General features: G+C 36.6%; 17 protein-coding genes. 7 read left to right on the top strand and 10 right to left on the bottom strand.

All coding sequences use genetic code 11. The features are described 5' to 3' along the window. Positions 1-22 precede the first annotated feature (22 nt). Positions 23-2,227 (top strand): bifunctional 23S rRNA (guanine(2069)-N(7))-methyltransferase RlmK/23S rRNA (guanine(2445)-N(2))-methyltransferase RlmL, encoded by a 2,205-nt coding sequence (gene rlmKL, locus B9T31_RS16380; protein WP_086183004.1) that lies wholly within the window; start codon positions 23-25, stop codon positions 2,225-2,227. Positions 2,228-2,302: 75 nt separating this feature from the next. On the opposite strand, the gene clpB is transcribed toward rlmKL, so the two are convergent. Together clpB and B9T31_RS16390 are read right to left on the bottom strand one after the other, a co-directional pair. Next, entirely contained in the window at positions 2,303-4,882 is a 2,580-nt protein-coding gene (clpB, locus tag B9T31_RS16385; protein WP_086183005.1) for an ATP-dependent chaperone ClpB, read from the bottom strand. A gap of 325 nt (positions 4,883-5,207) precedes the next feature. Then, on the bottom strand, positions 5,208-5,630 hold the full coding sequence (locus B9T31_RS16390) for an OsmC family protein (protein ID WP_086183006.1): 423 nt from the start codon (positions 5,628-5,630) through the stop codon (positions 5,208-5,210). A 170-nt stretch (positions 5,631-5,800) separates the two neighbouring features. On the opposite strand from B9T31_RS16390, the gene crp reads away from it, so the two are divergent. Beyond that, positions 5,801-6,499, top strand: a complete 699-nt coding sequence (crp, locus tag B9T31_RS16395; protein ID WP_086183007.1) for a cAMP-activated global transcriptional regulator CRP — start codon at positions 5,801-5,803, stop codon at positions 6,497-6,499. A 163-nt stretch (positions 6,500-6,662) separates the two neighbouring features. Next, positions 6,663-7,712: an NADP(H)-dependent aldo-keto reductase gene (locus tag B9T31_RS16400; RefSeq protein ID WP_086183008.1), complete on the top strand. Its 1,050-nt coding sequence runs from the start codon at positions 6,663-6,665 to the stop codon at positions 7,710-7,712. A 77-nt stretch (positions 7,713-7,789) separates the two neighbouring features. Here B9T31_RS16400 and B9T31_RS16405 read toward each other — a convergent pair whose 3' ends face one another. The 6 genes from B9T31_RS16405 to B9T31_RS16430 form a co-directional block, all read right to left on the bottom strand. Then, the gene (locus tag B9T31_RS16405; protein WP_086183009.1) at positions 7,790-8,572 is read right to left on the bottom strand and encodes a M48 family metallopeptidase; all 783 of its coding nucleotides are present in this window, start codon (positions 8,570-8,572) and stop codon (positions 7,790-7,792) included. A 118-nt stretch (positions 8,573-8,690) separates the two neighbouring features. Further along, positions 8,691-8,996: a hypothetical protein gene (locus B9T31_RS16410; RefSeq protein WP_086183010.1), complete on the bottom strand. Its 306-nt coding sequence runs from the start codon at positions 8,994-8,996 to the stop codon at positions 8,691-8,693. Positions 8,997-9,210: 214 nt separating this feature from the next. Further along, positions 9,211-10,002, bottom strand: a complete 792-nt coding sequence (locus B9T31_RS16415; RefSeq protein ID WP_086183011.1) for a M48 family metallopeptidase — start codon at positions 10,000-10,002, stop codon at positions 9,211-9,213. Positions 10,003-10,167: 165 nt separating this feature from the next. Next, a complete protein-coding gene (locus B9T31_RS16420) occupies positions 10,168-11,487 on the bottom strand; it encodes an adenylosuccinate synthase (protein ID WP_086183012.1) in 1,320 nt (439 codons plus the stop codon). 71 nt (positions 11,488-11,558) lie between these two features. Beyond that, positions 11,559-12,725: an ATP phosphoribosyltransferase regulatory subunit gene (locus B9T31_RS16425; RefSeq protein WP_086183013.1), complete on the bottom strand. Its 1,167-nt coding sequence runs from the start codon at positions 12,723-12,725 to the stop codon at positions 11,559-11,561. Between the two features lie 416 nt (positions 12,726-13,141). After that, a complete protein-coding gene (locus B9T31_RS16430; protein WP_086183014.1) occupies positions 13,142-13,705 on the bottom strand; it encodes a cysteine hydrolase family protein in 564 nt (187 codons plus the stop codon). Between the two features lie 112 nt (positions 13,706-13,817). Here B9T31_RS16430 and B9T31_RS16435 point away from each other — a divergent pair, with 112 nt between their 5' ends. Further along, the gene (locus B9T31_RS16435; RefSeq protein WP_086183015.1) at positions 13,818-14,231 is read left to right on the top strand and encodes an Lrp/AsnC family transcriptional regulator; all 414 of its coding nucleotides are present in this window, start codon (positions 13,818-13,820) and stop codon (positions 14,229-14,231) included. Between the two features lie 4 nt (positions 14,232-14,235). On the opposite strand, the gene B9T31_RS16440 is transcribed toward B9T31_RS16435, so the two are convergent. Further along, on the bottom strand, positions 14,236-14,694 hold the full coding sequence (locus B9T31_RS16440; RefSeq protein ID WP_086183016.1) for an Lrp/AsnC family transcriptional regulator: 459 nt from the start codon (positions 14,692-14,694) through the stop codon (positions 14,236-14,238). Between the two features lie 148 nt (positions 14,695-14,842). Here B9T31_RS16440 and B9T31_RS16445 point away from each other — a divergent pair, with 148 nt between their 5' ends. Both B9T31_RS16445 and B9T31_RS16450 read left to right on the top strand, forming a co-directional pair. Then, a complete protein-coding gene (locus tag B9T31_RS16445; RefSeq protein ID WP_086183017.1) occupies positions 14,843-15,592 on the top strand; it encodes an AzlC family ABC transporter permease in 750 nt (249 codons plus the stop codon). Then, positions 15,589-15,888 (top strand): AzlD family protein, encoded by a 300-nt coding sequence (locus tag B9T31_RS16450; protein WP_086183018.1) that lies wholly within the window; start codon positions 15,589-15,591, stop codon positions 15,886-15,888. The genes B9T31_RS16445 and B9T31_RS16450 overlap by 4 nt, the downstream gene beginning before the upstream one ends. Positions 15,889-15,955: 67 nt before the next feature. Here B9T31_RS16450 and B9T31_RS16455 read toward each other — a convergent pair whose 3' ends face one another. Beyond that, a complete protein-coding gene (locus tag B9T31_RS16455; RefSeq protein WP_086183019.1) occupies positions 15,956-16,987 on the bottom strand; it encodes a type I glyceraldehyde-3-phosphate dehydrogenase in 1,032 nt (343 codons plus the stop codon). Positions 16,988-17,400: 413 nt separating this feature from the next. Here B9T31_RS16455 and alaS point away from each other — a divergent pair, with 413 nt between their 5' ends. Further along, positions 17,401-20,094: an alanine--tRNA ligase gene (alaS, locus tag B9T31_RS16460; protein WP_171264790.1), complete on the top strand. Its 2,694-nt coding sequence runs from the start codon at positions 17,401-17,403 to the stop codon at positions 20,092-20,094. The last annotated feature ends 262 nt before the right edge of the window (positions 20,095-20,356 follow it).

The raw sequence follows: 20,356 nt of genomic DNA on the forward strand, positions 1-20,356 counted from the left end.
TTATCGCTTTTGGAAAATCTACATGACATCAAAGCCACGTCTTTCTACGTATTGGGTAACCTGTGCAGTAGGACTTGAAGCCCTACTTCAAGAAGAATTACAAGGTTTAGGCATTCAAGAAATTGAGGTTTTTCCTGGTCGTTTAGTTTTCAAAGGTACTTTAGAAAATGCTTACCGCATTTGTATGTGGTCTCGCCTTGCATCGCGTGTTCTTCTTCCAATTCATACGTATGCTTTAGAACATAGTCATGATGCTCGCGATGTGGCCGAAGAACTTTATGAAGGAGCGATCAGCTTTGATTGGTCACTTATTTTTGCGCCACAAAGTACTTTTGCCATCCGACTGCATGTAGAACGCGATATTATGGTCAATACACAATTTGCCACTTTACGTGTCAAAGATGGTGTCGTTGACTCTTTTATGGAAGCTGTAGGTCGCCGCCCGAGTATTGATACGAAGCAACCTGAAATTACAATGTATGTATTAGCAGGTAAAACTCAGCATACCTATTGTTTAGATCTATCTGGAGATTCTCTGCATAAACGTGGTTATCGTCGTTACATGACAGATGCACCTATCAAAGAAAACCTAGCAGCAGCGATTTTACAAAAAGCGAAACTTAAAAATATTCAGCCCGATATTATCTTAGACCCAATGTGTGGCTCTGGAACATTTATTATTGAATCATTGATGATTTTAACTGATCGTGCACCTGGTTTAGTGCGTCGTTTTGGTTTTAATGGCTGGAATGGTCACGATCATGACTTATGGATGGGTATTAAAGCTGAAGCTGCTGAAAGACACCAAACTGCTCTCACTCAATCGCTACCAAAGTTTTATGCTTTTGATGCTGATTGGGAAGCAATCAAAGCAACAAAACAAAATGTGATTGCAGCAGGTTTTGAAAATTTACTCGATCATATTCAAATAGAAGAACGTACACTTGCAGATTGGCCAAATTTTCAAGCAGAAGGTCAAAAGGCCTTTATCGTAACCAACCCACCGTATGGTGAACGTTTAGGTGAAAAGGCATCTAATCGCTCTTTATATTTAGGTTTATCTGCACTTTTACAAAAAAGTTTCCCAAATCAAACTGCAGCCGTAATTGCAGCACAAATTGAACAAGCTGATGTACTCGCATTTAGTGATCCACAAACTTTACGTTTAATGAATGGTAAATTACCAATTTATACGCGTATTGGAAAAATCAAACCTGTTACGATTATCCGTCCATTCTTAGAAAATTGGCAACCTCAGCAATTTGAAGCGATTGAAGGTGCTGAAGACTTTACCAATCGTTTGCAAAAAAATATGCAAACCTTGAAAAAATGGGCGGTAAAAGACCATATTTATTGCTTACGTTTATACGATGCTGATTTACCTGATTTTAATGTCGCAGTCGATTTATATGGTGATCGCTTACATGTACAAGAATATGCACCACCAAAAACAATTGATCCCGAAAAAGCCAAAAAACGCTTTAATTTAGCACTTGCTGCTATTCGTGCTGTCACTGGGTTAGGTCGCGATGCAATTTTCATTAAAACCCGTGCTCGCCAAGAAGGCAAATCACAGTACACCAAACAAAGTACCGCATCTAAACGATTTATTGTTCAAGAAGGCAAAGCCAAAATTCTTGTCAACTTAACAGATTATTTAGATACAGGATTATTTCTTGATCATCGCCAAATGCGCCTCCGTATTGCAGAAGAAGCAAAAGGAAAGCATTTTCTAAACTTATATAGTTATACCTCAACAGCAAGCTTACATGCTGCATTAGGTGGAGCTGCAAGTACAACAAGTGTTGATCTTTCTAATACTTATCTAAATTGGTCTAAAGAAAACTTTGTTTTAAATGGTTTAACTGTCGATCACCCAGATGAACAGCATCAGTTCTTTGCCAGTGATTGCTTTGAATGGTTAAAAGAAGGTCATGAACAATATGATCTTATTTTTATTGACCCACCAACTTTCTCAAACTCCAAAAAGTTTCATGGTACTTTTGATATACAACGTGATCACATTTCATTACTCAAACGTGCAATGAATCGCCTTACAACTGAAGGAACCTTATATTTCTCAAATAACTATCGTGGTTTTGAGATGGATGAGGAAATTGAAGCAATGTTTGATGTCAAAGAAATTAGCAATGAAACGATTGGGCTAGATTTCAAACGAAATCAAAAAATTCACCGCGCGTGGAAAATTACACATTATCCAATTTAAACACCATTTCACATATTCCTTCGCATCTTTTTAACATAAAAAAACCTAGCCAAAGCTAGGTTTTTTTATGTTTTATCAACTTAGTTTTACTTTATCAAAAACTAAATGACCATTTTCAGATTTAATCAGAATATTATCACCCGTTATAAAATCACCAGCTAAAATTTTCTGAGCCAATGTATTTTCAATTTGTTGCTGAATTGCGCGTTTCAAAGGTCGTGCGCCATAAATAGGATCGAAACCAGCATCAACAATTTGGTCAAATGCACTATCATCAATACTTAAGCTCATCTCTTTTTCACTTAAGCGTGAACGTAAACGTTCAAGTTGAATGTCAGCAATACCGCGAATTTGCGCTTTTTGAAGTGAATGGAAAATCACAAGTTCATCAATACGATTTACAAATTCTGGGCGGAAATGCTGTCCGACCGCACTCATGACGACTGTACGTATCTCATCATCGGTTGCACTTTCTCCCAATTCACGAACATCTTGTGAACCAAGGTTAGAAGTCATAACAATCACTGTATTCTTAAAATCAACGACACGACCTTGAGAATCCGTTAAACGACCATCATCCAAAACCTGCAATAAAATATTAAACACATCTGGATGTGCTTTTTCGACTTCATCAAATAGCACAACACTATAGGGCTTACGACGAACTGCTTCTGTGAGTAATCCACCTTCTTCATAACCCACATAACCAGGAGGTGCCCCAACTAAACGGCTGACTGAATGTTTTTCCATAAATTCTGACATATCGATGCGAATCATGGCGTCATCACTATCAAACAAGAAGTTTGCCAATGCTTTCGTAAGCTCAGTTTTACCCACTCCTGTTGGACCTAAAAACAAAAATGATCCACTTGGTCGATTCGGATCTGACAATCCTGCACGCGAGCGACGTACTGCATTCGATACAGCAACAACTGCTTCATTTTGCCCAACAACACGGTTATGTAAAAAGTCTTCCATATGAAGGAGCTTCTCACGTTCACCTTGCATCATTTTGGCAACAGGAATTCCAGTTGCAGCGCTAACGACTTCTGCAATTTCATTATCTGTTACTTTATTACGTAAAAGTTTCGGTTCCTCTTTTTCTTCAACAACCTCTTCTTCACTTAAACGCTTTTCAAGTTCTGGAATAACACCATATTGCAACCGTGCCATTTCCGCTAAATCGTTATCGCGTTGTGCTTTTTGCATCGCAATACGCGCCTGATCCAATTCAGCTTGAGTTTGTTGATCACCTTGAACTAACCGCTTTTCAGCAATCCAGACTTCCTCTAAATCACTATATTCACGCTCGACTTCAGAAATCTGTTTTTCTAAATGACTAACTTCAGCTTTACTTCCCGCATCTTCATCTTTTTTTACCGCTTCAAGTTGCAGTTTCAATTGAATAAGGCGACGTTCAAGTTTATCTAAAGGTTCAGGCTTAGAATCTAGCTCCATTTTAATACGTGAAGCAGCTTCATCAATTAAATCAATCGCTTTATCGGGTAATTGACGATCTGTAATATAACGATGTGACATTTTAGCAGCGGCAATAATCGCAGAATCTAAAATTTTCACTCCATGGTGTACTTCGTAACGCTCTTTTAATCCACGTAAAATTGCAATGGTATCTTCTACACTCGGTTCATCAACTTGTACTTTTTGAAAACGACGCTCTAATGCAGCATCTTTTTCAATATATTGACGATATTCATCTAAGGTTGTTGCACCAACACAGCGTAATTCTCCTCGTGCTAGCGCTGGTTTTAACATATTACCAGCATCCATAGCACCATCACCTTTCCCTGCGCCAACAAGCGTGTGTAACTCATCAATGAATAAGATAACTGCACCATCTTGCTTAAAAAGATCATTTAAGACTGCTTTTAAACGCTCCTCAAATTCTCCACGGTATTTTGCACCAGCCAACAAAGAACCTAAATCTAACGATAAAACACGTTTACCTTGTAAACTTTCAGGCACCTCACGATTAATTATTCGCTGCGCTAAGCCTTCAACAATTGCTGTTTTACCAACCCCAGGCTCACCAATTAAAACAGGGTTATTCTTTGTTCGACGGGATAAAACTTGAATTGTTCGACGGATTTCATCATCACGACCGATCACAGGATCTAGTTTTCCTGCAGCTGCACGCTCTGTTAAATCAATCGTATATTTATTGAGTGAATCACGTTGGTCTTCATGATTATTACTCATCACTTTTTCATCACCTCGAACTTTATTTATTACTAGTTTTAACCGATCTGCTGTTACGCCAACGCTATTTAAAATAGTTTTAGTCGCACCCACTTCAGCTAACGCTAAAATCACCCAATCTGTCGATAAAAACTCATCTCCTGCTTTTTGCGCAAAGCTATCTGCTAAATTTAAAGCTTTAACTGCATCTGGACTTAAATGAATATCACCTGTTGGCGTTGCTAATGTTGGTGCATCTTGTAACGCTTGATTTAATTTGCTTTGTAAATCTCTTAAATTTGCACCCGCTTGCTGCAACAAACTGATATTAGAAGCTTCCTCCATCAATATAGTGAGAAGATGAATTCCCTCTATTGCAGTATGGTCTTTGCTCATTGCTAACGATTGAGCATCGGAGAGAGATTGTTGCAGGCGATTTGTAAACTTTTCAAAACGCATTCTTCTTATTCCTTACAATCAATTCTAAACATACTCAATATATGGGACTAATCTATTTTTTTTCAAGAAATTATTTAATATTTTTCATATAGTTATTGTAATTAAATTAAGATAAACCTTAGTTATAAGATGGGTATAAAAAAAAGAATTTCAAGTCAAGCCCTACTTCCAAATTATTCTTTACAATTTATGTTACATCCCCCACTGAATTGAAAATCTTTTACAACATAATTCATGAATAAATTTTCAATATTCCGTTTTTATCGACAAAAAAAAGGCCGATTTGTTATCGACCTGACATTTTTTACATTTCTTTACAATTTAATTAAATATTTTCAATAATCTCAAAATCATGTGAAATTTTTACACCACCATCCGTCAACATTTTACTGGCAGAACAGTACTTTTCTGCTGAAAGTTCAACGGCTTTCGAAACCTGCTTTTCTTTGACAGAGTTGCCTTTCACGACAAAATGGAGATGAATATTTGTAAAAACTGCAGGAACTGTATCAGCACGATCAGCTTTTAAAAAGCATTCAACACTCGTCACATCTTGTCTAGATTTTTTTAAAATTGTCACAATATCAAATGATGCACAACCACCAAGTCCCATTAATATCAACTCCATAGGACGTGGACCACGATTTTCACCCCCATATTCAGGCGATCCATCCATAATTATGCGATGACCACTCTCCGATTTCGCCTCAAAAGCAACATTCTCTAGCCAGTGAACACTTGTTTGCATTGCAAGTCCCTAAAAAAAACTATAAATTTACATGGTACCTGTACACTAACATAATTTGAGCTGATAAGAAATTTCATCGTTTGAGTTGAAAGGATTTTCATCTCTACTGTGTGACAAGTTCATACTAGGTCTTGTGCGATCTATTATTTATCCAATTCGGAACCGTTAGCATGACTTCAAACTTTTCACAACTTAGCACTGATGCGCTATCGCCTGGTCAATTACCAGAATCAGTAAAAGCATTATTAAAACGCGCTTATATTAACCGTTATCCAAAACGTACAACTATCGTTGATCCAGGTTCAGACTCTAAGTCTTTATACTTGATTCTAAAAGGTTCAGTATCAATCATCCTTCGAGAAGATGATGATCGTGAAATTGTGGTTGCTTATTTAAATCCAGGGGATTTTTTTGGGGAAATGGGACTCTTCGAAGCAAATCCACAGCGTACTGCTGAAGTACGTACTCGTGAGATCTGTGAAATTGCCGAAATTACTTATGAAAATTTTCATGAATTAAGTAAACAATATCCTGACCTAAGCTATGCGGTATTTGCACAGCTTGTACGTCGCCTTAAAAATACGACACGTAAAGTTACAGACTTAGCCTTTATTGATGTCTCAGGACGCATTGCACGCTGTTTAATTGACTTATCAACACAACCTGCCGCAATGATTTTGCCAAACGGACGGCAAATCCGTATTACACGCCAAGAAATTGGTCGTATTGTTGGATGTTCTCGAGAAATGGTCGGTCGTGTTCTTAAAACACTAGAAGAACAAGGCATGATTGAAACAGATGGAAAAGCAATATTAATCTTTGATGCTTCCCTAGAATCAAATGATGAATACAGTGATGAATCTAAATAATTTTCATGTTAAATATAAAAGCAAATTTTAGAATTTGCTTTTTTTTTGCCGATGTCTTTACCATAAAAATTTAAAACTTCTCATAAATTATGATTTCAATTACTTGAACAAATGCTTTAGCTTATGATGAGTAAAGTTTACATGTTTCTAACAGGATAGTGATATGCAATTCAAACCATTAGCAAATACTGGAATATTAGTACCTGAAATTTGTCTTGGCACCATGACATTTGGTGAGCAAAACTCACAACAAGAGGCATTCCAACAACTTGATTATGCGCTAGATCGTGGTTTGTATTTTTGGGATACAGCAGAGATGTATCCTGTTCCACCGAAAGCAGAGACACAAGGTGCTACAGAGCGTATTATCGGAAACTGGATCGCAGCACGTGGAGGACGAGATAAAATCTTTCTTGCATCTAAAATTGCTGGCCCATCGCAAGGAGGAGTACATATTCGTGAAGGAAAAACTAAATTCATAGCCAGTGAAATTCAATCTGCAATTGATCTTTCATTGACACGCTTACAAACAGATTATATTGATTTATATCAATTACATTGGCCTCAGCGCCCAACTAATTTTTTTGGAAAACTCGGCTATAACAACTCAGATGCAAATAGTGAAAATCAAGTTACATCACTAGAAGAAACCTTGATTGCATTATCAGAAGAAGTCAAAAAAGGACGTATTCGTCATATTGGGCTATCCAATGAAACACCTTGGGGTACCATGAAATTTTTACATTTAGCCGAGCAGCTCGGTTTAGAAAAAATTGTAAGTGTTCAAAATCCGTATAGCCTGTTAAACCGAACTTATGAAGTTGGAATGGCTGAGATTGCAAAATATGAAAATGTCGGTTTGCTTGCTTATTCCCCACTTGCCTTTGGTTATTTGACTGGAAAATTTAGACATGGTGCACGCCCTGCCAATGCACGAATCACGTTATATTCGCGTTTTAGCCGTTATAGCAACCCAGAAAGTATCTGGGCTGTAGAACAATATGCACAATTGGCTGAAAAGCATGATTTAACATTAACCCAATTAGCACTTGCTTTTATTAAACAACAATTTTTTGTGACATCAACCATTATTGGGACGACAAATTTAGATCAACTTAAAGAAAATATTGATGCGTTTGATGTCAACTTATCAGAAGAAGTTTTACAAGCGATTGCAGAAATTCATCAACAACAGCCTAATCCTGCACCTTAAAATGCATACGAATTTCGTTATTCAGAATGTAAATCATTAAATAAAAGGATGCAAATGCATCCTTTTTTAATCAAAAATTAATTACGTTTTACACTTTTATTATAGAGAGCCATTGCAGCAGGCAAATTCTGACGCATTGCTTCAATGCGTTGCGTATTAGAAGGGTGTGTTGATAAGAAAGATGATCCTCCTGCCCCATCTAATTTATTCATTTTCTCCCAAAGTGTAATTGCCGCCTGTGGATTATATCCTGCTCTCGCCATAAGCATTAATCCACCTTGGTCAGCTCTGCTCTCTAGGTTGCGTGAATACGGTAAACCAACCCCAATTTGCGAACCTAATTGTGCTGCTGCTGAACCAGACTCTCCTGCCCCTGCTGCACTTAAACCAATACCTAATGCAATATCAGTCAAAGCCTGAGCACCAATTTTTTGCTTAGAATGCTCTTCTAAAGCATGAACCATCTCATGCCCCATAATTGCCGCAATTTCAGCATTAGTTAAATTTAACTTATCTACAATTCCTGTATAAAAGACAACCTTCCCACCTGGTGCAACATAAGCATTCACTTGATTAGATTTCAATACTGCAAGTTGCCAATCAAATTTAATACCAGTCTGATTCAACTGATCTGCATAAGGCTTTAAATTCATAAACACGGTATTAATACGCTGATAAGTAGAAGAGCTCGTATCAAGAGTTTTGGATGTACGTGCTTCCGTTACTGTTTTATTAAATCCCTGAGTTGCCGCAGTATTTAATGTTGCACTATCAGCACCCACAAAATCTGCAAATGTAGCACATCCAGAAATTGTCATGACCCCTGACATCAGTAAAGCCGTCATAAAATTTTTATTCATTTCGCTTTTTTCTCCGCACTTACATTTTGCAAAATTTATTACAGAATTATAACTTACACACTCTTATGAAGATGAAATTTTTAAATGAATTTATTATATTTCTGTAACAGACTAATTTTTATATAAATTGATAAATTAACCAAAAAATTAAGGCAAAAATATCCAACATTAAATAAACCTGACATAACGTTTCTATTTTTTTTTCAAGCTCAGTATTCTTTCTTTTTATATACAAATATGTATTTTGTATCAAAACTAATGGAATAAGTAAGCATGCAATCATCACGGTTAAACCAATAAATGTTTGATATATAAAATCAACATGTACATTTTGTAGCTTAATCATAATCATGGCAATTGTTGGGGCACCTCCCATTGCAAATAATAATGAATAAAAAATAGTACCAGCGATGTTCTTTTGCATTCTACAATCCAATCTCAATCTACATATATTTAATGATGTTTATAATACGTTTAAATTTAAAAACATACTGAACTTTTGTCTTCCTTTAACAAGAATAAAGCCTTGCATATGCAAGGCTTTAATTCAACACATCATATTTAAATATTCGAACTAATATTTTACTCTCTCCAATCAATACGGAGATCGTAATTAATCAAAAAGCTAATCTTTTAAATTATTTTTTAGAACTAGAAGCATATACTGCTTTTGCTTCTGTCATGCTCTTCTTCAAATCTGCAATTCGATCATTATTTGAAGGATGCGTAGAGGTAAACTTAGCAAGTGCAGCATTATTACTTGAGTCAATTTGGTTCATTTTTTGCCATACGGTCACAGCTGCTTCAGGGTTATAACCTGCTTTAGCCATTAGCATTAAACCACCACGATCGGCTCTTGATTCTAAGTTACGTGAATATGGTAAACCAATACCATATTTACTGCCAAGATCAATTGCATCTGCCCCTTGTTCACCCAATTTACTGCTCGCATAAGATTTACCAGCATTAACAGCAAGATTTGTTAAAGCAGTCGCACCTGCTTTGCTTTTTGAGTGCTCTTCTAATGCATGCGTCATTTCATGACCCATAATCGCAGCAATTTCAGCATCAGTCAGTTTTAACTGATTAACAATGCCTGTAAAGAAAACAACTTTACCTCCTGGCATTACAAAAGCATTTAAATCATTTGATTTTAAAACACTTAATTTCCAATCAAATTTATGTCCTGTCTCATTCATTTGATCAGCATATGGTTTCATTTTAAGAAATACCGCATTAATACGCTTATAAGTTGCCGAAGATGTATCCAATGCTTTTTGAGATTTAGCACTGTCGACCATTGCTTGATAATCTTGTGCTGCATTCATATTTAATGTTGCTGAGTCATTTCCAGTTAACTCTGCAAAAGTAGCACAACCAGACAGACCAAGCGCTACCGCTAAAATATAAATGCCATTCTTATTAATCATTTGCTTACCATTTTAAAAATAAAAAATTAAAAGTTTTACGAACTAGCAATTTATCATATTTCACACATTTTTATACAAAAACAAAACATATTTCACATTATTATTATTTTATTTATAAAAAAACCTCACAATTGTGAGGTTTTTTTTAACTATTTGATCTCTAATTTAAGCATCAAATGGATGGCGAAGTACAATTGTCTCTTCACGATCTGGACCCGTAGAAATAATATCAATTGGGCATTCGATGAGCTGTTCAAGACGTTTCACATAATTAATTGCATTTTGTGGCAATTGCTCAAGTGATTTCGCTCCAAATGTAGACTCTTTCCAGCCTGGCACTGTTTCATAAATTGGTTTTAACGTTTCAAACGCAAGTGCATCAGAAGATCCAACACATCCTGAATCGGCAGCTTCATAACCAACACAAATTTTCACTTCATCTAAACCATCTAAAACATCAAGTTTAGTTAAGCAAATACCAGAAAGTGAGTTCACTTCTACAGAACGACGAAGAATTTCTGCATCAAACCATCCACAGCGACGTTGACGTCCAGTAGATGCGCCAAACTCAGAACCAACTGTACCTAAATGTTTACCAATGGCATCACCAGTATCATTAGCGGCATCATACACAAGTTCTGTAGGGAATGGACCTGCACCTACACGTGTTGTATATGCCTTCGTAATTCCTAATACATAATTAAGATGCAATGGACCAAGACCTGAACCAGAACTTACGCCACCAGCTGTTGTATTCGAAGACGTCACATATGGATATGTACCATGATCAACATCTAGAAGAGAACCTTGCGCTCCTTCAAACATGATGTTTTCACCATTTTTACGGTACTTGTGAAGCTCACCTGTCACATCAATCACAAGTGGAGCAACAACTTCACGCCATTGATCACAAAGTGCCAATACATCTTCTAATTTAACAGCTTCTACACCATAAAATTGAGTCAGTTGGAAGTTATGATATTCAAGAAGTTCAGTTAACTGAGCTTTAAGATGTTCACCGCCACGTACAAGATCTGCAACGCGAATTGCACGACGTGCTACTTTATCTTCATAGGCTGGCCCAATACCACGACCTGTTGTACCAATTTTTGCATTGCCACGTTTCTTTTCACGTGCTTGATCAAGTGCAATATGGTTTGGAAGTATTAATGGGCAATTTGGAGAAATGCGTAAACGCTCTTTAACAGGAACGCCTTCTTTTTCTAAAATCGCCATCTCTTTGATAAGTGCTTCAGGAGAAAGTACAACACCATTACCAATTAAGCACAATACGTTTTCACGCAAAATACCAGATGGAATGAGGTGTAATACAGTTTTCTTACCACCAACCACAAGAGTATGCCCTGCATTATGTCCGCCTTGATAACGAACTACCGCAGTCGCTTGATCTGTGAGCAGGTCGACGATTTTACCCTTACCTTCGTCGCCCCATTGGGTACCCAGTACCACAACATTCTTGCCCATAATAGCCTCATTACATCATGCTGTTAAAATTGAAAATACGACCGAATGAATATGAACATTCAGCCCTATCATTAAATTTGTTCGATTACCCACTCACCAGATTTATGATTCATTTGATGAGTTGCAAACGGAATAGAATCTAGACCATCTTGACCTAATAACTGAATTACACTTCGCCCTTGAGCACGTAATTTTGCAATTGCTTCTAATAAGGCCTTGTCTGTACCTTTAGGAGCAATAATATTTTCAACTTTTCTAAATTGTCCTGCAGAAAGTGCATATAAGTCGCAGGAAAAACCTGTGGCTGGACGCGCACGTCCAAAATGCTCACCAATACCATCATAACGACCACCTTGCGCAATCGGTGCCGCACGGTTTGGGGCATACACTGCGTATGTTAATCCTGTGTGATAATGATAAGAACGAAGCTCAACCACATCTATTCCAAGTTGCAAATTTGGCCAACGCGCATGAATTTCTGCTTGAGTGGTTTTTAACGCTTCAAATGCTAATTTAAATTCCACATCCTCAAGAATTGATGCACTTAAATGCTGTTGTAATGCCGCCAAATCACTTGCATAGCGACCTAAAGCATAAAAATCTTGACCAAATGCTAAATCTGAAGTGAATGCAGCAAGCTCTGGTAATGCTTTGCGCTGATATAAATCTGAAAGTTGGCGTTCAGTTGCTTTATTTAAACCTGCATGTTTAATCAAGCTACGGAATAACCCAACATGACCTAAATCTAGATGAATACCTGTCTCAAAACCAGAAGATTTCAATAGCCCCAGCATGACATCAATCATTTCAACATCGGCATCAATACTATCTGAACCAAACAATTCTGCACCGAGTTGTAGTGGTGCTCGTGTGGTATTAAACCCTTGAGGTTTTGTATGTAAAACAGTACCAGCATAGCAATAACGTGCCACACCATTTACAGGATATACATGTGCATCAATACGTGCGACTTGCGGTGTCATATCGGCACGCACACCCAGCAAGCGACCAGAAAGTTGATCTATGACCTTAAACGTAGCTAAGTCTAAATCTTGATTCGATTCTGATAAAGAAGATAGAGATTCGATATATTCAATAAATGGCGTGTACACCAACTGATAACCTCGATAAGTGAGGAAATCTAGTGCATCACGACGCAAGGTTTCTATTGCTTGCGCTTGTTCTGGTAATACATCAGCTACACCATCAGGTAATAACCATGTCTCTGAAATGGGCATGTTGTAAACCTAAATCCTTGCCAGCGCGGAAGAAATCCGCATAAAAAAATCGGGAACACACCCGATTTCTCCAAGTTTAGCACGATACTTTAGCGTCTGCACCAGACTTTTTCAAAAATTCATTTAACGCCCTTATAGTTTTATATAAATCAACGAAAAAAAGGGAAATTAAGTTATAAAAATTTGATCACTCTAATTAAATATGAAGCTATTTATTTACTATCATTTTTCAATTGAAATAAGGATTAAGATTAGACTTAATCACTCTGTGTAAAATAACGACATCATGCGCTCATCTCGCGAATAAAAATCTCCATACAACTGTGGCTAACACGTCAGCTGAACACTTTAAAAGGTGAGAAGAGTCTTTTCGCATTAATAGATCAATTGAAACTTGCTATTGATTCACTCAACGCTTATATCAAATCAATTGAGTCCAAATATTCTTGTGTTGACTTTACGTTTGTTAAAAAGTTTAAAGCCGCTAAAAATGCAGTTTTTACATCTACTGCATTGACCTCTTTTGATGCATAGCTTAACGCTCGTGCTGCTGTCGCATCAGCAATCACGTCAACTTCATATCCTAAATCTAAAGCAGCTCTTGTCGTTGCGTCTACACACATATTGGTCATCATCCCCGTGATTATCAATTTCTGAACAGATAATGCTTTAAGCTGATGTTGTAATTCCGTTTGGTGAAAACTGTTTGGAAAATGTTTAATCACATTAAAACCATTCGTTTGATTTTCGCATGCCAGTTTTGCATGATTTTCAGCACCATAGGTTCCTTCAAAAAATAGTCGATCTGGTGCAAGTGATTGTGTATGTTGAATATAAAAAATTGGCCATTCCTTTTGAATAAATTGTGCTTCAAGTTTTAAAATATTTTCTAATGCTATTTCTGGTTCATGTAATTCCATTTTTCCATTTTTGAAATAGTCGTTTTGCACATCGATAATAATTAATGCTTGTACAGTCATTCGATTGTTCCAATACATGATAAAGTTTGTATAACTTATGCGAACTTCCTTAAAATTTGTAGCACCTTATGAAAGAAGTTCTTAAAATAACGTTCACAATGAAAAAAATGAAATGAGTCAGAACATAATGGATCAAATTGATAAAGAAATTTTAAAAATATTGCACATGGATTCTCGTTTGTCACATAAAGAAATTGGCGATAAGGTACATCGAACAGGTCAAGCAGTTGGAAATCGAGTCACCCGTTTAATTGAGCAAAATATCATTCAAAAATATACGATAGAAACCCATAATGAACACACTCAATTCATTCGTATTATGATGAAGGAACCTAACTTCAATGCTTTTGAGACGTTTATTACTCAATTTTATGCAATTCATGAATGTTATAAAGTCGCAGGTTCAGCTTGCTATACGCTTATTGCTCATTTTAACCCAGAAGAATTGCATCAATTCATTGAGAAAATTTCGATTTGGGGTACATATTCAATTGACCATGTTATTCGGAAAATTGACCCTAAATAATCTCTTATTTTTCTATCGGTAATGCTGTTGTATGCTTAATGGTTTGTAATGGAATTTCCGTTTTCACGTTTTGAATACTGGTAATTCGATTGAGTCGATGAATTTGAAATTTACGATATGCATCTAAATCTGCAACGACAATTCTTAAGAAAAAATCACAATCACCTGCCATTAATTGACATTCCACCACCTCATCCATATCTTGAATTGCATCAACAAAGGCATTTACAGTTTTTTCATCTTGCTCCTTCAACCATATACGTGCAAAAACCGTTAGTCCTAAATTGATCTTCTGAGGGTTGAGTAATGCTACATATTTTTCTATGACCCCATCATCTTCGAGCTGTTTTACTCGACGTAAACAAGGAGATGGCGAAAGACTCACCAATTGCGCTAACTCGTTGTTTTGCAATTTACCATTGTGTTGCAATATTTGCAGTATTCGCTTATCCAATTGATCCATAAGGGTTAAAGCATAAAATTTTAATAATTATATTAATAAAGCAATATTCTGCCAAAAACAACCGTAATAAAGCTAAATAAAATACCAAATTTCTTGAATCAATACATAAAATAACATTTCTCAGCCTTTTCCACGCTTTAGCATATCCATGTTAACTTCAAGAACGATATCCGTAGATGTTAAATCTAGTCATCAAGTGAGTGAGTTTAAAAGAGGTTTAAAAACTTCTATTCCTTTGCTCTTAGCGATTACACCTTTTGCCTTAGTACTCGGTGCTCAAGCCACTCAAAAAGGCTTCTCTTTTTTAGAAGTTCCATTACTTACAGGTTTAAATTTTGCTGGTGGTTCTGAATTTGCAATTCTTGAAATGTGGACAAATCCACCCAATATTATGATGTTGATATTTATTACCTTTTTAGTTAATTGTCGTCATTTACTCATGGGAGCAAGTTTAGTTCCCTATCTACGGCATTTACCCAATAAAAAAGTTTTGCCTGCTTTATTTTTCTTAGTGGATGAAAGTTGGGCTGTTTCTTATGCAGATGCACAAAAAAATCAAAAAAAAATGGGTTTTCAACATGCTTTTAGCATGCCTTTTTATGCAGGATTATGCTTTGCCCTATACATCATGTGGGTATTCTTTACCGCTTTAGGTGGAATGATAGGACCTACGCTTGGGGATATTAGTCGCTTCGGCTTCGATATGGCATTCCCAGCCGTTTTTTTAGTGCTTTTACGTGGCATGTGGAAAGGATTTAATTCAGCACGTCCGTGGCTGGTCAGTCTCGTTTGTGCTGCATTGGCTTACCTATATTTACCGAATGGTTGGTATGTACCAATTGGCGCAATTTGCGGTATTGCTTCTGCATTTTATTTGATAGGAGATGATGCAGAATGATTCACATGTCGACATTGATTGCCATTTTATTTGTTGCACTCACCACCTATTTAACACGAATTTTAGGGTATCTCTTATTAAAGAATAAAACCCTAAGTACACGCCAGCGGAAAATTTTAGAAGTGGTTCCAGGCTGCGTACTCATTTCAGTAATTGCACCTTATTTTGTTCAAGATAATCTTATTGATTTAATTGCCATTGTCATCACACTATTTGCAGCTTCTCGTTTTTCATTATTGCCTACTGTCGTGATTAGTATGTTTTCAGCTGCTATTCTTCGAATGGGATTATTATAAAAAAGTCCTGTAATTATTATGATCAATAATTACAGGACGTTCTGCTTTTAATTTTTATCACACGACTTTATCTATATTTATAAAAAGATTCACATAAATCTAAGAGTCGATTTGCATACCCCCATTCATTATCATACCAAGCAAATACTTTAGCTTGATGTCCAACTACCATGGTTTGGGTTAAATCGACAATTAAAGAATAGGGTAAATGATTAAAGTCGCTTGAAACCAATGGTTCTGTCGTCACTTGCATAATTTCAGAAAACAGATGTTCTGCCGCATATTGTAATGCATGATTAATTGCTTGAACAGAAAGTGCATTTGTCGAATTAAAGGTTAAATCAATTGCAGCAACATTAATGGTTGGAACACGAATGGAATAACCATCTATTCGATTTTCCATTTTAGGTAAGACTTGCTTTAAAGCCCCTAATGCAGAAGATGTGGTTGGAATAATATTTTGTCCAGATGCACGTGCACGACGTAAATCTCGATGTGCATGATCAAGTACAGACTGATCTGCTGTCATGGCATGTATTTCTGTCATTAAAGCAGTTTCGATACCAAAAGCATCATCAATAATTTTAACCAAAGGCACCAAAGCTTGTGTTGTACATGACACGCTCGAAATGATTTGATCAGATGTTTTTACATCTTGATGATTTACACCATAAACAATGGCTGCATCCACCGTATCAAATGGCGCTGCACCAATAATGACACGTTTCGCACCTGCCTGAATATGCTGTGTTGCTGCCTGATGCGAACGGAACAAGCCCGTACATTCTAAAACGACATCAACATTTAACAACTGCCAAGGCAAACAAGACGGTTCTGCTTGATTAAATACGTGTACTTTAAGTTTTTTCCCATTGCTTTCAATCAGTAAATAATTCTCTCCATTTTCTTCTAAAGTATTCACCTGACCTAAAAACCGACCATGTGTCGTATCATACTTAAACAAATGGGTTAAAGTATTTAAATCTGCGACATCATTAATAGCAATTATTTCAAAATTAAACTTTTGTGGATGTTCAAACCAAGCTCTTAATACATTCCGCCCAATTCTTCCAAAACCATTAATTGCTACACGTTGCATTCTTTGTCCTTAAGCTTAAAGATTTAAGTGATCTCAGTGCTATGGTAATAGATTTCTTGATAAAACTGATATGTTTTCCTCATGAAAATAAACTAAATTTTCAATTTTAAAATACAACATCTAATCAATTATTTTTAAATAAAACCTAAAATTCACATCAATTCATAAATTAAATCCATATCATTAAAAGGGTTTTTATATGTTGTATAAATTTTAGTTTCTATACAGCAAAAATAAAGAAATCAATAAAACCCGCGTATTATGATTTAATCCCTCAAAATCATTGGTGAATAGTGCTTTTTCCGTTATAATTTGGCGTTTTAAAATTTTAAGCCAGTTTATTAAGCAATTTCTCCAATTATTATAGCTTGATAAACTATTAGCCAAATCGAAATTTATGGAGTGACTTGGTTGTGAGTACTCGTTTTATGACATCCGCTGAAATTCGCGAAGCTTTCTTAAGCTATTTTGAATCGCAAGGACATACGCGTGTCGCGTCGAGTTCACTTGTCCCAGCCAATGATCCGACCTTATTGTTTACCAATGCTGGTATGAATCAGTTTAAAGACTGCTTCCTTGGCTTAGAAAAACGAGACTATGTGCGTGCAACGTCTTCACAAAAATGTGTACGTGCTGGCGGTAAACACAATGACCTTGATAACGTTGGCTATACTGCACGTCACCATACGTTCTTTGAAATGCTTGGAAACTTCTCTTTTGGGGATTACTTTAAGCGTGATGCCATCAAATTTGCTTGGGAATTTCTCACCGGCGACAAATGGTTAGCGCTGCCTAAAGATAAACTTTACGTTACTGTTTATCATACCGATGACGAAGCATTTGACATCTGGCACAAAGAAGTAGGTTTAGATGCTAGTCGAATTATTCGTATTGGCGATAATAAAGGCGAGAAATACGCATCAGATAACTTTTGGGCAATGGGTGATACAGGTCCATGTGGTCCTTGTTCAGAAATTTTTTATGATCATGGCGATCATATCTGGGGTGGCTTACCTGGAAGTCCTGAAGAAGATGGCGATCGTTTTATTGAAATTTGGAATAACGTCTTTATGCAGTTTAACCGTACTGCAGATGGCGTACTCCACCCTCTTCCAGCACCATCTGTTGATACAGGTATGGGTTTAGAGCGTATTTCTGCTGTTTTACAACATGTAAACTCAAACTATGAAATCGATTTATTCCAAAATTTATTAAAAGCTGCTGCAAAAATTATCGATCTAGATATCACAGAAATTGAAGCAACTGCAAAAGCAACAAATAAGCCAATCGAATATCCAGCATCGCTCAAAGTTGTTGCAGACCATGCACGTTCTTGCTGTTTCCTCATTGCAGATGGTGTAAATCCGTCAAATGAAGGTCGTGGCTATGTTCTACGTCGTATCATTCGTCGTGCTGTACGTCATGGTAATAAACTTGGTGCAACAGGCACTTTCTTCTATAAAATGCTACAACCACTTATTGATGTTATGGGTGTCGCTTATCCTGAACTTGAAGCACAAAAATTACGTATTGAAACTGCACTTTTAAAAGAAGAAGAGCAATTTGCCAAAACCTTAGAACAAGGTTTGAAATTACTTGAAGGTGAATTAGCACAGCTTAAAGGCACGATTATTCCTGGTGCAACAGTATTCAAACTATATGACACATATGGCTTCCCAACTGACTTAACCGCAGATATTGCACGTGAACGTGATTTAACCATTGATGAAGCTGGTTTTGAAGTTGAAATGGCTGCCCAACGCCAACGTGCACGTGATGCTGGAAAGTTTGCAATTGATTACAACTCAATTATTAATGTTGAAGGTGATACACAATTTGACGGTTATGATTCAACACAAGGTCAAGGTCAAATTATTGCCATCTATAAAGATGGCGTACAAGTAAATGAAATAGTTGAAGGTGATGAAGCACTAATCGTGCTAAATCAAACACCATTTTATGCAGAAAGTGGTGGCCAAATTGGTGATACAGGTATCTTTAAAAATGATACAGGTATTTTTGAAGTCCAAGATACCAAAAAATCTGGTGGTGCTTTTGTCCATCAAGGTATTGTAACTATGGGCAATTTAATCACAACTCAAAACGTTACTGCGATTGTAAAAGCAGATATTCGTGATGCAACTGCGCGCAATCACTCTGCAACACATCTACTTCATTCAGCATTACGTCAAGTATTAGGTTCACATGTACAACAAAAAGGTTCTTTGGTTGCAAGCGAACTGTTGCGTTTTGACTTTGCCAATGATCAACCTGTGACTTTTGAACAACTTCAAGAAATCGAACGTCTTGTCAATCAGGAAGTGATTGCGAATACCATCGTTTCTACCGAATTATTAAACATTGATGCAGCGAAAGAAAAAGGTGCAATGATGTTATTTGGTGAAAAATACGGTAATGAAGTTCGTGTCCTTTCAATGGGATCAGTTCAAGATGAACAGAATTTCTCTATTGAACTATGTGGTGGTATCCACGTAAAACGCACTGGTGATATTGGCTTATTTAAAATTACTTCTGAAGGTGGTGTTGCCGCTGGTGTACGTCGTATTGAAGCAATCACAGGTGAGAAAGCACTTGATGTAGTACAAAAAATTGATCGTGACATCTATACGATGAATGATTTGTTAAAAGCACAAAAAGATCAGACTCTAGAAAAAGTTGAAGCTTTAGCATCGACTGCTTCTAGTTTGCAAAAACAGATTGAACAACTCAATCAAAAATTAGCAAATTTCCAAGCAACTGAGTTACTCAATCAAGTACAGTCACTTGCAGGACGATCAACCCTTATTACCGTCGTTCAAAATGTAGATGCGAAATCACTTCGTAATTTACATGATGGTGTTAAATCAAAATTAAATCATGCAATTATCGTTATTGCAGGTGTAGAGGGTGACAAAGTTAGCCTGATCGCATCTGTTGCAAACGATTTTATTGCATCAATTAAAGCAGGCGATATCATCAAATACCTAGCGCAAGAGTTAGGTGGTAAAGGTGGTGGAAAACCTGACTTAGCACAAGGTGGCGCGCCACTCAACGAGAAGTTACAACCTATCATGGCAAGCTTACCTGCTTGGCTTGAAGCAAAATAAATAACTTCACTTTTTGTGTACTGATTCTGAAAGCTATATCAGAATCATGGCTTAATATGGAACAACTATGGCATTAATCGTTCAAAAGGATTAGTGCCATGTTGTCACACCAAGACACACCAAGACAAAAAACATAATAAAAACCATATCTTCATTCATTTACCACAATATCAACATGGACAAACTAGGACATATTAAGACACAATATGTCACATTAGTTATGTACACAACTGCGTACATAATTGCACTTTATGCTCCCCTT

The sequence above is a fragment of the Acinetobacter sp. ANC 4558 genome (assembly GCF_002135375.1).
GTDB lineage: Bacteria > Pseudomonadota > Gammaproteobacteria > Pseudomonadales > Moraxellaceae > Acinetobacter.